General features: G+C 71.8%; 18 protein-coding genes and 1 pseudogene. 10 read left to right on the top strand and 9 right to left on the bottom strand.

The window, feature by feature from the left end:
- From ABZ070_RS26480 to ABZ070_RS26470, 3 genes are all read right to left on the bottom strand, one after another.
- On the bottom strand, positions 1-552 hold a 552-nt coding region (locus ABZ070_RS26480; RefSeq protein WP_356637836.1), incomplete at its 3' end, for a DUF6397 family protein.
- Positions 553-671: 119 nt separating this feature from the next.
- Positions 672-1,076 (bottom strand): roadblock/LC7 domain-containing protein, encoded by a 405-nt coding sequence (locus tag ABZ070_RS26475; RefSeq protein WP_356637835.1) that lies wholly within the window; start codon positions 1,074-1,076, stop codon positions 672-674.
- Between the two features lie 105 nt (positions 1,077-1,181).
- On the bottom strand, positions 1,182-1,796 hold the full coding sequence (locus ABZ070_RS26470) for an ATP/GTP-binding protein (protein ID WP_356637834.1): 615 nt from the start codon (positions 1,794-1,796) through the stop codon (positions 1,182-1,184).
- Between the two features lie 123 nt (positions 1,797-1,919).
- Here ABZ070_RS26470 and ABZ070_RS26465 point away from each other — a divergent pair, with 123 nt between their 5' ends.
- Positions 1,920-2,489 carry a GNAT family N-acetyltransferase gene (locus ABZ070_RS26465; RefSeq protein ID WP_356637833.1) on the top strand — a complete coding sequence of 190 codons (570 nt, stop codon included), beginning with the start codon at positions 1,920-1,922 and terminating at the stop codon, positions 2,487-2,489.
- Between the two features lie 101 nt (positions 2,490-2,590).
- On the opposite strand, the gene ABZ070_RS26460 is transcribed toward ABZ070_RS26465, so the two are convergent.
- The 4 genes from ABZ070_RS26460 to ABZ070_RS26445 all read right to left on the bottom strand — a co-directional run bounded on the left by ABZ070_RS26460 (position 2,591) and on the right by ABZ070_RS26445 (position 6,812).
- Positions 2,591-2,995: a DUF742 domain-containing protein gene (locus tag ABZ070_RS26460; protein ID WP_356637832.1), complete on the bottom strand. Its 405-nt coding sequence runs from the start codon at positions 2,993-2,995 to the stop codon at positions 2,591-2,593.
- The gene (locus tag ABZ070_RS26455) at positions 2,992-3,414 is read right to left on the bottom strand and encodes a roadblock/LC7 domain-containing protein (protein WP_356637831.1); all 423 of its coding nucleotides are present in this window, start codon (positions 3,412-3,414) and stop codon (positions 2,992-2,994) included. The genes ABZ070_RS26460 and ABZ070_RS26455 overlap by 4 nt, the downstream gene beginning before the upstream one ends.
- A complete protein-coding gene (locus tag ABZ070_RS26450; protein ID WP_356637830.1) occupies positions 3,411-5,921 on the bottom strand; it encodes a nitrate- and nitrite sensing domain-containing protein in 2,511 nt (836 codons plus the stop codon). The genes ABZ070_RS26455 and ABZ070_RS26450 overlap by 4 nt, the downstream gene beginning before the upstream one ends.
- A gap of 81 nt (positions 5,922-6,002) precedes the next feature.
- On the bottom strand, positions 6,003-6,812 hold the full coding sequence (locus ABZ070_RS26445; protein ID WP_356637829.1) for an MHYT domain-containing protein: 810 nt from the start codon (positions 6,810-6,812) through the stop codon (positions 6,003-6,005).
- A 184-nt stretch (positions 6,813-6,996) separates the two neighbouring features.
- Here ABZ070_RS26445 and ABZ070_RS26440 point away from each other — a divergent pair, with 184 nt between their 5' ends.
- The 5 genes and pseudogenes from ABZ070_RS26440 to der all read left to right on the top strand — a co-directional run bounded on the left by ABZ070_RS26440 (position 6,997) and on the right by der (position 10,730).
- Positions 6,997-7,626, top strand: a complete 630-nt coding sequence (locus ABZ070_RS26440) for a class I SAM-dependent methyltransferase (RefSeq protein WP_356637828.1) — start codon at positions 6,997-6,999, stop codon at positions 7,624-7,626.
- 181 nt (positions 7,627-7,807) lie between these two features.
- The gene (locus ABZ070_RS26435) at positions 7,808-8,116 is read left to right on the top strand and encodes a hypothetical protein (protein WP_356637827.1); all 309 of its coding nucleotides are present in this window, start codon (positions 7,808-7,810) and stop codon (positions 8,114-8,116) included.
- Positions 8,117-8,190: 74 nt separating this feature from the next.
- On the top strand, positions 8,191-8,994 hold the full coding sequence (locus ABZ070_RS26430; protein ID WP_356637826.1) for a hypothetical protein: 804 nt from the start codon (positions 8,191-8,193) through the stop codon (positions 8,992-8,994).
- Between the two features lie 38 nt (positions 8,995-9,032).
- Positions 9,033-9,215, top strand: a pseudogene (locus tag ABZ070_RS26425) (1-acyl-sn-glycerol-3-phosphate acyltransferase); the annotation flags it as partial.
- Positions 9,216-9,278: 63 nt separating this feature from the next.
- Positions 9,279-10,730 (top strand): ribosome biogenesis GTPase Der, encoded by a 1,452-nt coding sequence (gene der, locus ABZ070_RS26420; RefSeq protein WP_356637825.1) that lies wholly within the window; start codon positions 9,279-9,281, stop codon positions 10,728-10,730.
- Between the two features lie 83 nt (positions 10,731-10,813).
- On the opposite strand, the gene ABZ070_RS26415 is transcribed toward der, so the two are convergent.
- Both ABZ070_RS26415 and ABZ070_RS26410 read right to left on the bottom strand, forming a co-directional pair.
- Positions 10,814-11,173, bottom strand: coding sequence for a hypothetical protein (locus tag ABZ070_RS26415; RefSeq protein ID WP_356637824.1), 360 nt, complete (start codon positions 11,171-11,173; stop codon positions 10,814-10,816).
- Positions 11,174-11,420: 247 nt separating this feature from the next.
- The gene (locus ABZ070_RS26410) at positions 11,421-12,200 is read right to left on the bottom strand and encodes a hypothetical protein (RefSeq protein ID WP_356637823.1); all 780 of its coding nucleotides are present in this window, start codon (positions 12,198-12,200) and stop codon (positions 11,421-11,423) included.
- Between the two features lie 334 nt (positions 12,201-12,534).
- On the opposite strand from ABZ070_RS26410, the gene ABZ070_RS26405 reads away from it, so the two are divergent.
- From ABZ070_RS26405 to ABZ070_RS26390, 4 genes are all read left to right on the top strand, one after another.
- Positions 12,535-13,821 carry a glycosyltransferase family 4 protein gene (locus tag ABZ070_RS26405; RefSeq protein WP_356637822.1) on the top strand — a complete coding sequence of 429 codons (1,287 nt, stop codon included), beginning with the start codon at positions 12,535-12,537 and terminating at the stop codon, positions 13,819-13,821.
- On the top strand, positions 13,818-14,618 hold the full coding sequence (locus ABZ070_RS26400) for a hypothetical protein (RefSeq protein ID WP_356637821.1): 801 nt from the start codon (positions 13,818-13,820) through the stop codon (positions 14,616-14,618). The genes ABZ070_RS26405 and ABZ070_RS26400 overlap by 4 nt, the downstream gene beginning before the upstream one ends.
- Before the next feature lie 88 nt (positions 14,619-14,706).
- Positions 14,707-15,666 (top strand): YafY family protein, encoded by a 960-nt coding sequence (locus tag ABZ070_RS26395; RefSeq protein WP_356637820.1) that lies wholly within the window; start codon positions 14,707-14,709, stop codon positions 15,664-15,666.
- A 298-nt stretch (positions 15,667-15,964) separates the two neighbouring features.
- The gene (locus ABZ070_RS26390; protein WP_356637819.1) at positions 15,965-16,180 is read left to right on the top strand and encodes an I78 family peptidase inhibitor; all 216 of its coding nucleotides are present in this window, start codon (positions 15,965-15,967) and stop codon (positions 16,178-16,180) included.
- Positions 16,181-16,273: the final 93 nt, after the last annotated feature.

Raw genomic sequence — 16,273 nt, 5'->3', positions numbered from 1 at the left:
CACGACGGCCGGCTGCGCGGTGCGGTCATGCCGGGTGGCAACGTTCCCCACTGCGAGGATGCCGAGGAAGAATGCCCCGGCCAGCGTCGCCGCGATCCTCGTGTACACCTCGCCCGCCGCGAGCACGGCCCGGACCCGCGGCGGTGTCACGCCGGTCAGCAGATCGGCGTGCTCCCGGGCGAAGTCGGCCACCTCCTCGGCGAGATAGAGCCAGACCACCGCGTGATAGCGGTTGACGTAGAACCGGACCGGAGTGAAGTGGCCGGTGCGGGCGAGTTTGAGGAACCGGCCCTGACTGATGGCGGCGAGCTCGGCCCCTTGGGCCGTGCCCACCGTCCGCAGCCGCTCCCGGAGGGCGTCGGGGAAGCCCGGCTCGCCGTGGAGACGGTCGATCTCCTGCCGGTCGATCCGGGGTGGTCCCCCGCTCGCCTCCGGTGCCGCACGCACTTCACCCAGCTCCAGCGCCAGGTCCAACTCACCGCGCCTGAGGCCCAGTTCCTGCGCTGCCCGGCCGAGCGCGAAGCCGCGACGGGCTGCATGCCGTACTGCCATGACGATCTCCCCCGTGAGCTGTGAAAACTCTCGGTGACGACCGTAGCCCGGAGCTGCGACATCCCGCCCGACCCTGTGGACAACTCCTCGAGCCGCAGGTGACAGGGGTCAGAAAGGTGTCAGAAGGGGCTGCCGCCGGGCTGCCGCGCCGCGACGCCGAGGTGCTCGCCCACCCGGTTGACCATCAGCGTCATCTCGTACGCGACCTGGCCGACGTCCGCCTCCGCGGCGCTGAGCACGCACAGACAGCTGCCTTCGCCCGCCGCCGTCACGAACAGCAGGGCTTCGTCGAACTCGACCATCGTCTGGCGTGCCCGGCCCGCACGGAAGTGCCGGCCGGACCCTCTCGCGAGGGAGTGCAGGCCTGAGGAGACGGCGGCGAGGTGTTCCGCGTCCTCGCGGGCCAGTCCGGTGCTGGCGCCCGTCACCAGACCGTCGTTGGACAGCACGAGTGCGTGCCTGATGTGTTCGACCCGTTGCGTCAGGTCGTCCAGCAGCCAGTCGAGTCCCTTGTCCAACGCCATGGTCCGTCGTCCTCCCCGCATTTACGTTCCCCGTGGCCTCGCGTTTGCCCGTAAGCCTTTCGCACGGGGCGGCGCAGGGCAAGGTGCGCCGGCTCCCGGACGCCGTCATTGCAGCGGTGCGACCGAGTCCAGCATGCGTGCCGTGTGCACCCGCCCGGCGTATTCGACGAGGCGCACGAGTACCTCCTTGCCCGAGTCGCGTTTCCTCGCGTCGCACAGGACGACGGGGGTTCCCTCGTCGAGATCGAGGGCGCGGGAGACGTCCTGGGCGGCGAAGGTCCGGGCGCCGGGGAAACAGTTCACGGCGACGACGAACGGGATCCGGCGGTGTTCGAAGTAGTCGACAGCGGGAAAGCAGTCGCACAGCCGCCGGGTGTCGGCGAGGACCACGGCGCCGAGGGCCCCCTGCGAGAGCTCGTCCCACAGGAACCAGAAGCGGTCCTGGCCCGGTGTGCCGAAGAGGTACAGCGACAGCCCGGAGCGGATGGTGATGCGCCCGAAGTCCATGGCGACGGTCGTCGTGGTCTTGCGGTCGACGCCCTCGGTGTCGTCGACGGTGCGGCCTGCCCGGCTGAGCTGTTCCTCGGTGCGCAGTGGCCTGATCTCACTGACCGCGCCGACCAGGGTGGTCTTGCCGACGCCGAAGCCGCCGGCGACGAGGATCTTCAATGCGAGGGCGGTCGTGTCCTCATCGGTGCTGTCCAGGGTGTGGGAGTCCATCGGTCGCTTCTCTCCGGTGTGGTTGTGCGGGGGTCAAAGTGCCCGGGGCGGCAGGAACAGGCACCGGGATCGGCGCCGGGAAATTCGATGGCCGGCCGGTGACGGGCCGACGATGATCGGGGCATGCATGTCTTCCTGGAGACCGACCGTCTGACGCTGCGTGCCTTCACGAACGCCGACGCCGGTCATGTGCGCGGCGTCGTCGACGACTGTGAGGTCATGCGCTACATCAACGGCGGCCGCCCCTCCTCGGACGGGGAGGTCGAGGGCGAGATCATGCCGCGCTTCCTCCACGGCTATCCCTGCCTCGGCCGGCCGGGCTTCTGGGCGGCCGAGGACCGCGGTTCGGGGGCGTTCCTCGGCTGGTTCGTTTTCCGCCCCGAGGCCGACGACAGCTGCCGGGAGATCGAGCTGGGGTACCGTCTGGGCCGCGCCGCTTGGGGGCGAGGACTGGCGACGGAGGGGTCGCGGGCACTGATCGACAAGGGTTTCTCCGAGCTGGGTGTGGAGCGGGTGACCGCCAACACGATGACGGTCAACACCCGTTCGCGTCGGGTGATGGAGAAGTCCGGCCTGAGCTTCGTGCGCACCTTCTTCGAGGAGTGGCCCGATGTGATCGAGGGCTCCGAACTGGGGGATGTGGAGTACGCGCTGACCCGGGCGGACTGGGAGCGCCGCACCTCCCGGAGCTGACCGGCTGCCGCACGTCCTGGTGCCGACCCGGCTGCTCCTGCGCCTGAGCCGGCCCGGCTTCCGCCCGCCCGCTCTCCCGTGCGCAGTGCCGCGGCTGGGTCTCACAACGCCCTCAGTCCCTCGATCACCTCCCTGAGAATCCGCTCGTCCGGCAGCTGCGCGGGCGGGACGGGACGGCTGACCTTGACGTGTCCGGCTTCGAGCAGGTCTCCGAGCAGCACCCGCACGACGCCGACGGGCAGGTCGGCGTCGGCGGCGAGTTCCGCGACCGACTGTGTCTCGGACCGGCACAGGGTCAGCAGCACCCGGTGCTCGGGGCCGAGGAGGGAGTCGTCGTCGACGTCGGCGCCCGCCGGGTCCACGACGACGAGGGCGATGAGGTCGAAGCGCACGTTGCTGGGCCCGGGCTTGGTCCTGCCGCCGGTCATCGCGTAGGGCCTGACCAGCGGGCCCGCCGCGGCGTCGTACCACTGGCTGCCGGCGGGCCCGGCGCCGGTGCCGCTCATGTCGCGTCGACGCGTGGCGGCGTGCGCAGGTGTTCGCCGACGCGTTTGACGAGGCGGGCCATCTCGTAGGCGATCAGCCCGATGTCGGCGGCCGCGGAGGTGAGCACGGCCAGGCAGGATCCGTCTCCCGCGGCGGCCACGAAGAGGAAGCCGTCGTCCATCTCCACCATCGTCTGGCGTACGCCGCCGGCGCGGAAGTGGCGTCCCGCGCCCTTTGCCAGGCTGTGGAAACCGGACGCCACGGCGGCCAGGTGCTCCGCGTCCTCGCGGCTCAGCGCCTGGGACGCGCCCACCGGCAGGCCGTCATTGGACAGCACGACTGCGTGCCGGACCTGCCCGGCACGCAGTACGAGATCGTCCAGCAGCCAGTCGAGGTCGCCGAACCGGTAGTGGGCCGCGGCTGTCTCGTATTCGGTCATGCGTGCTCTCCTTCAGTGCCTGGAGCGGTCGGGCCCGGCACGGTTCCGCCGCCTCTGGTCCAGCCGTTGCGGTACGCGGTCATCCGGTCGCGGACCAGTTCGGGGGTGCGGTGCGCGGGGCCGTCGTCCGTGCGGGTGCTGCGCTGCTGCTCCTTCGGGGGCGCTTCGCGCAGCTGCGGTACGAGATGTGACTGCCGTACGCGCCGCGGGAGTTCGCCGTCACCGGTCTGCGAAGACGTCTCACGCAGGCGCAGGGCCCGCAGAGTCTGGGGCGCGGGGGGCTCGGACGGTGCGCCGATCGCCGGACGGGCGGTGCGGGCGGCCATGGGGGTGGGGGCGGGCGCAGGAGCGGCGGCGGGAGGCGCCGGGGGCCGCGGCGCGGTCCGCGGCGGCTGCTCCTGCGGCCGGGCGGCGGGCTTGCTCGCGCTGTCAGGGGCGGGCAGGGAGCTTTGGAGCAGGTCGGTGGGCAGCAGGATCACAGCGGTGCTGCCGCCGTAGGGCGACGTGCGGAGATGGACCTTGATGCCGTGGCGGGAGGCGAGGCGGCTGACGACGAACAGGCCGAGCCGGTCGCTGTCGAAGAGGTCGAGGGCCTCTGACTCCTCGAGTCTGCGGTTCGCCTCCGCCAGGGCTTCCTTGCCCATGCCGAGGCCGCGGTCCTCGACCTCCAGCGCGTAGCCGTTGCCGACGGGCTCGCCGCTGACGCGCACTTTCGTGTGCGGCGGCGAGAACTGGGCGGCGTTCTCGACCAGTTCGGCCAGCAGATGCGTGACGTCGGCGACGGCGGCGCCCACGACGGCAGTCTCGGGCAGGGTTCGCACCTCGATGCGCGCGTAGTCCTCGATCTCGGAGACGGCGGCCCGGACGACGCTGGTCAGCGGGACAGGGGTGCTCCAGGCCCGGCCGGGGGCGGCGCCGGACAGGATGATCAGGCTTTCCGCGTGGCGGCGCATACGGGTCGTGAGGTGGTCGAGCCGGAAGAGGTCGCCCAGTTCGCCCGGATCGTCGGCGCGCCGTTCCATGGCGTCCAGCAGCGTGAGCTGGCGGTGGACGAGCGTCTGGCTGCGCCGGGCGAGGTTGACGAAGACGCCGGAGATGCCACCGGCCAGTTCGGCGCGCTCGACGGCCGCGCTCAGGGCTGCCCGGTGGACGGTGCCGAGCGCTTCCGAGACCTGTCCGATCTCGTCGACGGCCGGTGCGCCGGGCGGGGCCTCCTCGTGGATGTCGATGTGCTCGCCGGCCCGGAGGCGGCGCATGGCGTGGGGCAGTTTGCGCCGGGCGATCGCCAGAGCGCTGTTGCGCAGGGTGATGAGTTCGACGACGAGGGCGCGTCCGATGCGTACGGAGATGACGAGCGACGCGGCGACGGCGACCAGTCCGAGGAGCACGGCGGCGCCCGCGACGGTCAGGATGCCTCCGCTTGTGGGGTCGGACCGGTCGACGGCGCTGCGGCGCGCCTGCGCGGCGATGTCGCGCATGCCGTCGCTCACGGCGCTGTGTGTCCGGTCCCAGCCGTCGGCGGCGACGGCGGTGGCCGCCTTGGGGCCGGCGGGGGATGCGGACACGCGGTCCTCCGCGGCGCGCAGTTGGCGGTAGGCCGGCTGTGCGGAGAGTTCACGCCACGCCGTGCGTTCGGGACCGCGCAGGTCGGCGGCGGCGCTCTCGGCGAGGGTCGTACGGGCGGCGGCTGCCCCCGTGAACAGGCGTAGCCGCTTCGCGTCGAACGTCCCGCCGGCCTGTGCGGAGGACAGCAGGGCGTCCTCCCGTGCGAGCATCTCGCCGGACCGGACGAACTCGAGCAGAACGCGCGCGTCGGAGCCCGGACCGCCGGCCTGAACGCCCGCGACCGCGCCGGACACCTCGAAGGCGGCGGTGACGACGTCGGTGTAGCTCTCGTACGTCCTGTCCCACGAGACCTTGCCCTCGAGGACGGCGGTCCGCGTCGGGGCGAGCCCGCCGGCGAGGGAGACGAAACGGCCGAGGCGCTCGGCCACGACCCGGGGTATCTCGCCGCCGTCGGCGACCGTGTGCGCGCCGTCGAGTCGAAGGCGGCGCACGGCCTCGTCGGTACGCTTCGCCTCGAGTTGCAGTGCGGAGGCCCGATCGTCGGTGGGGTTCGTCAGCCGGCGCAGGGCCGCACGCCTTTCGGCCTGCAGGGCGGCGACGGCCTGGGCGACGGGCGTGCCCACCTCTGCCTCGACCCGTTGCGACAGGCGGAGCCGTGTCACGTCCTGGGCGGTGGTGACGGTGGCGAACCCCCAAAGGGCCAGCAGGGACAGGACGGGCACCATCAGGAGCGAGATGATCTTGGCGCGTACCGTCCTGGGGCGGGGCATCAGGCGTCGGCGTCCGGCGTCCGGGCGCGGCGGCGCCGCATACGGTTCGTGGCCGGTGTGCTCGACGGCCGGGGGCCCGGCGTGGGCCCGTCGCCCCCGGACGGCCGGCCCGGTCGGCGGCGGGTTCGGGGGCCGGCTCTCGCCGCCCTGGGGCGTACGGGGTGTGCGCATGGGCTCCTCGTTCTCGGATACATGCTGGGCGCGGCAGCGTCGCCCGTATGGGTCTCGGCGGATCGGTCCGGGCGGACTTGTCTAGGCGTGGGCGACGTTCTGTCCGGGCTTGTCCGTGGTCTCCGGGCCGTGGTCCGTGGCCTGTTCGGCGGTGAAGTAGGCGGCGCGTTCGCCGGCGGTCGGGGAGAGCGCGACGAACGCGGCGGTGACGAAGAGGTAGGAGCCGAGGCCGACCGCCAGCGGGAAGATGAACTGCATCGCGGTGGCGCCGGGCAGGTGCCCTTCGGCGGGTGCGACGTCGACGCCGACCGCGAGCATTCCGGTGTAGTGCATGCTGCTGACGGCAGCCCCCATGACGAGCGCGGCAACCGCCACCGCGACAGGCGACTTGATGTTGAGCGCCGCCCAGAGCGCCGCGGTCGCGGCGACCACCGCGATGGCCACGGACAGGGCGACGAGAAGCGGGTCGTAGTGGACGGTGCCGTGCAGCCGCAGGGCGGCCATACCCAGATAGTGCATGCTGGCGACGCCGAGACCGGTGGAGAGTCCGCCGATCAGCAGGGCCACGGCCCGGTTGCGGCCGTAGCCGACACAGAAGACGCCGGCGCCGACGACGAGCACGGCGACGACAAGGCTGAGGATCGTCAGCGGCACGTTGTAACGGATGTCGGTGCCGCGGACGGCGAAGCCGAGCATGGCGACGAAGTGCATCGTCCAGATGCCGGTGCCGATGGCGGAGGCTGCGGTGATCAGCCAGTTCCGCCGGGATCGGCCGGTGGCGGAGAGAGCGCGCACGGTGCAGCGCAGCCCGAGGGCGGCGCCGATGACGGCCATCGCGTACGACAGCACGGGTGTCAGTAGGCCGAAGGCGGCGTGGTCCAGGTGTCCCATGGCTCAGGGACGCTAGCCCCGAGGGGGGCGCACGGCGGGGGCGCAGTTCGAAAGCTGATGGAATATGACAGAGAGATGTTTCTGAACGATCGTGCCGCGCTCGAACGTGTGCGCAGCTCGGTCATGTGCGGCTCCCCCGCATCGGGCAGTGACGCCCCGCTCCTCATGGCGGATCATGGTGCGCATGGCAGATGACCGCACAGCCCATGACCACACCCGGGTGCAGGAGTTCTTCGGTGCCCGGGCTGCGGACTGGGACAGCCGCTTCCCCGACGACGGCCCCGCATACGCCGCCGCCGTCACCGCGGTCGGACTCCGCCACGGGGACGCGGTGCTCGACGCGGGCTGCGGCACCGGACGCGCGCTCGAAGCCCTGCGGACCGCGGTGGGCCGAGCCGGCGTGGTCCTCGGCGTCGATCTGACCCCCGCGATGCTCGCCGAGGCCCGTCGCGCGGGGCGCGATGCCCACGGCCGGCTGCTGGTCGCCGATGTGGCCCGACTACCGCTGCGCGCCCGCTCTCTCGACGCGGTGTTCGGCGCCGGCCTGATCTCCCACCTGCTGCGGCCGGCGGACGATCTGCGGGAACTCGCCCGCGTCGTGCGGCCGGGCGGCCGGCTGGCCCTCTTCCACCCGGTGGGTCGCGCGGCGCTCGCGGCGCGGCATGGCCGTGAGATCACTCCGGACGATCTGCGTGCGGAGGACAACCTGCGCCCTCTTCTGGCCGGTTCGGGATGGTCGATGACCTTGTACGTCGACGAGGACGACCGGTTCCTCGTCCTGGCGACGCGTCAGGAGGGCGTGCCAGAGGGCTGATTGGGACCGGACGGGGTCGGTTGACCGCGTCCCTGCGGTGCCACGGTCGGGCTTCGTCCGTCGCCGGCACACAAGCGGCTCCCCCGAGAACAGGGATCGCACAGGCGCTCTCGTCTCCGTTCGAACGCGGTGCGACAGTGGAAGACTTCAACTGTCGGCGGCGTCTGCCGCCCCTGAGAAGGTGGTCCCCGTGCTTGCTCGGCTCCGCAACTTCCTCGCATCGCGCCCCGTCCGTTCGAGGGCGGTCACGGCGCGGCAGCACAACCTGTTCGAAGCCGCCGCAACCTATGTGACGGCAAGCATCGAGGACGACGACGACCGCCTGGACGAAGCGGCGGGCTGGGTCGACCCCGACGCGCTCGTCTTCGGCATCAATCAGCTCGCCTGCCGCGCCGTGACCGCCCTCGCCAGGGAGCGGAACGAGCCCGTCGAGGCGGTGGCGCGTGAGCTCCTCGGCCTCCCGCGGGCGGATCGGACCGGATCGAATTAGCGCCCGCGAGCCCTCGACGTGCGGGTTACCCACTGGTTAAGGTGCGCCGACGACGATGGGATGGGGAGGTTGCCGTGGCCGGGGCGGAAGAAACCGTCGACGACGACTCGCTGTATGTGCTGACCGCGGCGCTGCTCACACCGGCGCAGTTCCCGAGCGTGCTCGGCGACGACTACCCGGCCGCATGCCAGGCGCTGCGCCTCGAGCCGTACGCCGAGGGCTACGGCCTGGTGCTCGGGCAGGACTCCGGCGGAGCGCGCTGGACGGTCGTGATCGACGACGTGTCGCTCGTCGCGGTCGCCATCGCCTCCTGGGACTGCGGGATGGAATACGACCTGTCCCCCGACGAGGGCAGCGTCGTCGCGGCGCTGCCGGGCTGGCCGCTGGCCCTCGCGGTCGCCGCGCCGGGGGTGCCAGCCCCGCACGACCCTGACCAGGAGGACGGTGACCGGCCTCCGCTGGCCCCGCCGAACACGGACAGCTGGGGGCCCGCCCAGCGCAGGCTGGGCGCCGACGAGGTGGCGCTGCAGTGGGCGCAATGGCGTTCCGGGATCGACGACGCGGAGGCGCTGGTGTCCGCCGACACCCCCGAGCAGGAGCGCAAGCAGCCCCGCGACGGTGTGCGTCGCGCCCTCGAGGAGGCCCGCGCGTACGTGGAGGCGCCGCCGCCGCCCGGCCGGGTGCGGTCGTCGTTCGCACCGGGCGGGGCCCGGACACTGCGTGCCGACGGCCCCGGCTGGTCGCTGGTGGCCAGAACCGACGACATCGCCTTCGTACTGCTGGACGACGAGCCTGGTCAGGTGGTGCCGGTCGGCCGAGGCCCGGAGCTGCCGGGCCTGCTGGAAGCGCTGGAGAAGGTGGCCGTCCACCCGTCCTGAAGCGCGGCGGCCCCGGCCCGCAGCACGACGTGAGCCGCGGGCGGTTGATACGGGCGCTGCCTCCGCTGCGCAGCAAGGTCGACGTGGTCTTCGGCGAGGCCTTCGAGGCCGGTGACCGCAGCGGACGCCGTACGCGCAAGGCGCTCGACGAAGCGACCGTGCGCATCCAGGAGCGGCTCACCGCCCACCTGGAAAACGCAAAGCGCCTCACTGGGCGCTAGGCCAGACTTGAGTAATGGACCGCCCAAGTGACGCGGTTCAGTGACGAACGAGGAACGGACTTCATGAACGACCAGCACGACCACGGAGCGCTCGGCGACGCCGAGTACGCGGAGTTCATGGAGCTCGCCGCGGAAGAGGGCTTCGACGTAGAGGACGTCGAGGGCGCGATCGAGGAGGCCGGGCACGGCCCGCTGCCCGTCCTCGCCGTCGTCGGCCGCCCGAACGTCGGCAAGTCCACTTTGGTGAACCGCATCATCGGCCGCCGCGAGGCCGTCGTCGAGGACAAGCCCGGCGTCACCCGCGACCGCGTCACCTACGAGGCCGAGTGGGCCGGCCGCCGCTTCAAGGTCGTCGACACCGGCGGCTGGGAGCAGGACGTCCTCGGCATCGACGCCTCCGTCGCCGCCCAGGCCGAGTACGCGATCGAGGCCGCCGACGCGGTCGTCTTCGTCGTCGACTCCACGGTCGGCGCGACCGACACCGACGAGGCCGTCGTCAAGCTGCTGCGCCGGGCAGGCAAGCCCGTCGTCCTGTGCGCCAACAAGGTCGACGGACCGAGCGGCGAGGCCGACGCCACGGCGCTGTGGTCGCTGGGCCTCGGCGAGCCGCACCCGGTCTCCTCGCTGCACGGCCGCGGTACGGGTGACATGCTCGACGCCGTCCTCGAAGCCCTGCCGGAGGCGCCCGCCCAGACTTTCGGCACCGCCGTCGGCGGCCCGCGCCGCATCGCCCTGATCGGCCGTCCCAACGTCGGCAAGTCCTCGCTGCTGAACAAGGTCGCCCGTGAGGAGCGCGTCGTCGTCAACGAGCTCGCGGGCACCACCCGCGACCCGGTCGACGAGCTGATCGAGCTGGGCGGCGTCACCTGGAAGTTCGTCGACACCGCCGGTATCCGCAAGCGCGTCCACCTCCAGCAGGGCGCCGACTACTACGCCTCGCTCCGCACGGCCGCCGCCGTCGAGAAGGCCGAGGTCGCCGTCATCCTGATCGACGCGACGGACACCATCAGCGTCCAGGACCAGCGCATCATCACGATGGCCGTCGAGGCGGGCCGCGCGATCGTCGTCGCCTACAACAAGTGGGACGACCTGGACGAGGAGCGCCGCTACTACCTCGAGCGCGAGATCGAGACCGAGATGCAGCAGGTCGCCTGGGCACCGCGGGTGAACGTCTCGGCACTCACCGGCCGCCACATGGAGAAGCTGGTCCCGGCGATCGAGACGGCCCTGGCGGGCTGGGAGACGCGAGTTGCGACCGGTCGGCTGAACGCCTTCCTCGGCGAGATCGTCGCCGCCCACCCGCACCCGATCCGCGGCGGCAAGCAGCCCCGCATCCTCTTCGGCACGCAGGCCGGCACCAAGCCGCCGCGGTTCGTGCTCTTCGCGTCCGGCTTCCTGGAGCACGGTTACCGGCGCTTCGTCGAACGCCGGCTGCGTGAGGAGTTCGGCTTCGAGGGCACCCCGATCCACATCTCGGTGCGGGTGCGGGAGAAGCGCGGCCGCACCAAGAAGTAGTCCGCATGTCGTCGTCAACGGCGCTGCCCCCACACCGTGTTCGACGGTCCGGGGGCAGCGCCGTTCGGCGTCCCTCCTGCGGGTCAGCTCCCCTTACGGGGGGCCGGTGGCAGCGCCGCGGGCTGGTGGGCCGAGTGCCTGCCCGTCGAATGGGAGTGCCAACTTCCCTGGTGGGTGCCTGAGTTCGAGTGACTCCCCGAATGGGCCGAGTGGCCTCCATAGCCACCGTGGCTTCCGTGACCGGCGGGGCTCACATAACTTCCGTAGCCGTAGAAGCCGCCCCGACTGCTGTGCAGCCCCGTCCCGAACGCCTTGAAGCCGAGATCCTCCTCTCCGCTGCGGTCGCCCGGCAGCGTCCTGAACGCCCTGAGGTACTCGGAGTACAGCGCGTCGTAGATCGGCGTGGCCGAGTGGGCCGCCGACCCGTCGCGCCCGGAGCGCATGGAAGGGATCTGGCTCTGGAACGGCTGGGGGGAGGGGTCGTATGAGTGCACGTACCTGCAACGACGCCGCCGTCCCACGGATGCGGGCTGCGAGCAGCTGCATTCTTCCGAGGGACGGCCCCCTTCGCGCCCCGCGTGCGGGCACGCGCAGACGTACGCCGGGGCGGAGGAGCACTCCCCGGCGTACGTCGTGCGCCTGCCGGGCCGGTCGGCAGGCGCCCCCGTGGTCCTGGGGTCCGTCGGCGGCTCAGGTACCCGCCAGCGGCATTGCGGCGGCGACCAGGCGCCCACCCGCCGCCGCCTTCTCGAGGGCGTCACGCAGCAGGTCCTCGCGCGGCTGCTGACCGATCGAGCCCACGGGAGCGGCGAAGACCAGGACCGTGCGCGTCCTGCTCGCGGCGGTCCGCCAGCCCTCCGTGACCTGGAGCGGCTGGTGCGCCTGCCACCAGGCCACCGGGCTGCCACCGCCCGTACCAGGCTGCAGAACGGCGTGCAGCTGCCCCATGGCGACCAGCACCGACCAGCCGGGCAGCTGGGACGGACGCCGGCTCACATCGGTGACCGGCAGGAAGCCCTGCTCGATCAGGAGAGGCAGGAAATCGTCACCGCCGCTGCCGGTCGTGCCCGGCCGCGCGATCGGGGCGGTCGGTTCCACGACAAGGGCGGGATGCACCTCGCCGTCGATCAGGATGAGGCCACTGGTGACGCCGAGTACGGCCTGCTGAGGAGCGGCGCCCGGGATTCGCGGCTCCTCGCCCGTGATCGAGCGCACGGCGCCCTGGAGCTGCTCCTCCGCGACCTGCACGACCTGCGACGGGATGCAGGTGGCGTGGGCGAAGGCCAGCACCGCGGTCTCGTCGCCCACGAACAGCACGGTGCTGGTCCGCTCCTGCTCGGAGTCGCCCGGGGTGCGGCAGGAGGTGCAGTCGTAGCTGCCCGGGGCGTTCAGGCCGGCGAGCAGCCGGTCGGCTTCTTCGTCGCCGATCTCGGCGCGTACGTCCTCGCTGACGTCGAGCATGCGCGGCACGGGTGGCTCCTCGGACTTGATCGTGTGTGCCGGGCGGGTCCCGGCTCGACAGGGTCAACGGGTGATCTGTGGCGGTGGTCACGCGTGAACGGGCAACGAATCGAAGCGCTTGCCGTGACGTACGGCGGAGCGAGAGCCCGTGATGCAGCGTCACCCGGCCGGATCAGGGTGGCGGAGCAGGCAGTTCGTGCACCCGGCCGGTGTGCCGCCCCTGCTGGGGGCCGCGACCGACCGCACATCAATTACCGGATCCCACCGGCAAGTAGAGTCACTGCGTACACGCATGCCCCACGACCAAGGGGGCATCGGCAGGACCCGGGGGACGCGGCGAAGCATGCGCATTTCATTTCTGCTCCACAACGGCTACGGCATCGGCGGGACGATCCGGACGACGTTCACTCTCGCCCGTACGCTCGCCGAGCGGCACGACGTCGAGATCGTCTCCGTCTTCCGCCACCGCGACGAACCGGCGATGGGCGCGCCCGCCGGGGTCACCATGAAGCACCTGGTCGATCTCCGTAAGAAGAGCCCCGGTTACGACGGCGAGGACCCGCTCGCCAAGCGGCCCGCCAAGGTCTTCCCGCGCGGCGACGGCCGGCACAAGCAGTACAGCCGCCTCACCGACGTCCGGATCGCGGCTCATCTGGCCTCCCTCGACGCCGACATCGTCGTCGGCACCCGCCCCGGCCTGAACGTGCACATCGCCCGGCAGACACGGCGCGGCGTCGTGCGGGTCGGGCAGGAACACCTGACGCTCGACAGCCACAGCTACCGGCTGCGCCGTGAGGTCGGTCACCGCTACACCCTGCTCGACGCGATCACCACCGTCACGGAGGCGGACGCCCGCTCCTACCGCGAGCGGCTGAAGCTTCCCGGCGTCCGGATCGAGGCGGTGCCCAACAGCGTGCCCGCCCCGTCCGTCGCACCGGCGGACGGCACCGCGAAGGTGGTCGTCGCGGCCGGCCGCCTCACCCGCGTCAAGCGGTACGACCTGCTCGTCGAGGCCTTCTCCAAGGTGGTCGCCGCCCGCCCGGACTGGCAACTGCGGATCTACGGCAGCGGGGACGCCACCGGCAACGAGAAGCAGGCGCTGCGCACCCTCGTCGAGGAGCGGGGGCTCCACAACCATGTCTTCCTCATGGGCCCCGCCAACCCGCTCGAACCGGAGTGGGTCAAGGGATCCGTCGCCGCGGTGACCTCCAGCCTGGAGTCGTTCGGCATGACCATCGTGGAGGCGATGCGCTGCGGCCTGCCCGTCGTCTCCACCGACTGCCCGCACGGCCCCCGCGAGATCATCGAGGACGGCGTGGACGGCCGGCTGGTGCCCGTCGGTGACGTGGACGCGATCGCCGACGCGCTGCTCGGACTGATTGAGGACGACGCTCTGCGGCTCCGCATGGGACGTGCGGCGCTGGCCGCCTCCGCCCGTTTTGATCCCGTGCCGATCGCCACGCGCCACGAGGCGCTTTTCACCGAGCTCGTCGCGCGTGGCGAGGGCGGCCGCTCGCGCGGCGCTCTGCGCGAGGCGCTGCACCTGGGGCGGAGCGCGCTCTATGACGGGGCCTACTCCCTGCGTTATGTTGCCGCGGATGTGATCCGCAGAGGGAAGAAGAGTTCATGAGCACGCCCACCACGTCCACGCGGCGCACGACGCCGCGGGCCGACTGCGTCGCCGACGCGGCCGGCGGCATCACCTTCGACGTGGCCGGCACGGGTGCGCACGATGGGGCGCTCGTCCTGAAGCGGCGTGGGGGCAGCGGCCCTGCGGACGAGGTGCGGCTGCCGCTGAGCACGTCCGGCGAGGGCTCCTCGCGGGCCGTCCTGCCCAGCGCGGTCGAGCTCGCCGAAGGACGTTGGGACGCGTACACGGAGAGCGGTGAGGCCGTGGAACCGGGCATCCGGGACCTGCGGGCCCTCGTCGACCAGGAGCCCGGTTCCGGCCGGATCGCCGTGCGCGTCCCCTATCCGACCGCCGACGGCCGGCTCGCGGTGCGCTGCTGGGTCCGGACCCCGCACGCCGAGGCCGGTGCGATCGGCTTCGCGCCCGAACAGGGCGCCATGTCCGTCGAGGGAGTGCTGTACGGCACGGAGCTGGGGGAGGGCGCGGTCGTGGAGGCGCGCCTGCGGTCCGGCGAGCGGGTGCACGAGGTGCCCGTGAGCGGCGCGGGCCGGACGTTCGGCTTCACTCTGGCCTATGCGCCGATCGCCGAGGGCGGTGCGGGCGAGGAGCGGCTCTGGGAGCTGTGGCTGCGGCCGGCGTCGGACGCCCCCCGGGTACGGATCTCCCGCATCCTGGACGACGTCTGGGACAAGAAGTCCATCTTCGTCTATCCGAAGCAGCGCACGGCCGCGTACCAGGCCGCGGCCTGCTACACCGGGGACAACGACCTCTGTGTCCGCGTCACGGTGCCGGCCTGATACCGGGATCCGGCCCCGGGAACCGGCTCCGGAACCGGGATCCGCTTGAGGACAGAAACTGTCCTCAAGCCCTGACAGACTCCTGACCATGTTGGAAACCTCGGCACGGCTGCTGCGTCTGCTCTCCCTTCTGCAGGCACACCGGGAATGGTCGGGCGCCCACCTGGCCGACCGGCTCGGCGTCACCCCGCGTACGGTCCGCAGGGACGTGGACCGGCTGCGCGAGCTCGGTTACCCGGTCAATGCCAGCCCCGGCACCGGCGGCGGGTATCAGCTCGGCGCCGGCGCCGAGCTGCCGCCACTGCTGCTGGACGACGAGGAGGCCGTGGCCGTCGCCGTGGGCCTGCGCACCGCGGCGGGGCAGGGCATCGAAGGCATGGGGGAGACCTCCGTACGCGCTCTGGCCAAGCTGGAGCAGGTGCTGCCGAACCGGCTGCGGCGGCGGGTGAGCGCCCTGAACTCCTTCACCGTGCCGATGCTGCGCGGACAGCAGCGTTCGACCGTGGACGCGAGCGTGCTCACCGAGCTCGCCAATGCATGCAGGGACAGCGAGCGGCTGCGCTTCGAGTACCGCGATCACGGCGGCTCCGCGACCCGTCGCACGGTCGAGCCGCACCGGCTGGTGTGCACCGAGCGCCGCTGGTATCTCGTCGCGTGGGACGTGGAGCGCGGCGACTGGCGTACGTTCCGGGCCGACCGGATCGCTCCCAGGCCACCGCACGGCCCGCGTTTCGCCCCGCGCACCCCGCCCGCGGAGGATCTTGCCGCGTACGTCTCCAAGGGCGTGTCCATCGGGGCGTACGCGGACCGGGCGGTCATCCGCCTGCACACCTCCGCGGACCGGGCGGCCCGGACGATCGGCCCGTCCGACGGTGTCCTGGAAGCGATCGACGAGACCACCTGCCTGTTGCGCACCGGGGCCGCGAGCCTGGACGTCATGGTGATCCACGTGCTCCTGATGGGCGTCGACTTCGAGGTCGTGGAGCCGCAGGAGCTGAACGACCACATCAGGGCACTGCGCGACCGCCTCTCCCGCGCTCTGCCATAGTGGCGGGGACTCCTGCGCGGATTCTGTGAGGAAGCGGTGAATTCTCCACGACCGGTGAATTCCGCCGGTCCCCGGCTCCCGTCCAATTCGAAGCACGAATTAATGCGAACCGTTCGCCATTGGTCTCGTTGGCCCAATTACCGTACGAGCACCCGGGAGGGCCCGTTCGAGTGAACGAGTTCGCACCGGACAGTGTCGAGATCCTGTGACAGAAGCGTGACCCCTGGGGTACGCGGGACTGCTGGGGACGCCGGGCGAGTTGCTTCCGTCACCGTCCGCTGCCGCCTACGGTGGAGGGATGGCACCCATACCGACCCCTCCCGTACAGCCCGACGACGCTCCTGACGCATACGTCGGACTTGATGCACGGGACGCCGAGCGGCAGGCCCGTCAGCGGGGCTGGACGTCCGTCAGAGCGCTGCCGCCCGGGGCGATCATCACCATGGAGTACGTGGAGGGCCGGCTGAACTTCGAGGTGAAGGACGGCTCGGTCATCCGCTGCTGGAAGGGCTGAGCCCGGCCGCACGCGAGCGAAACGCCGAGGCCCCGGTGCCCGACGTGGATTCCGCGGGTGGAGGCGCGGACGGCCTTTCTGGGCGGGGCTGTT

Source organism: Streptomyces sp. NPDC006283, from assembly GCF_040613325.1.
Lineage (GTDB): Bacteria > Actinomycetota > Actinomycetes > Streptomycetales > Streptomycetaceae > Streptomyces.
This window is presented reverse-complemented; position numbering and strand designations above follow the sequence as displayed.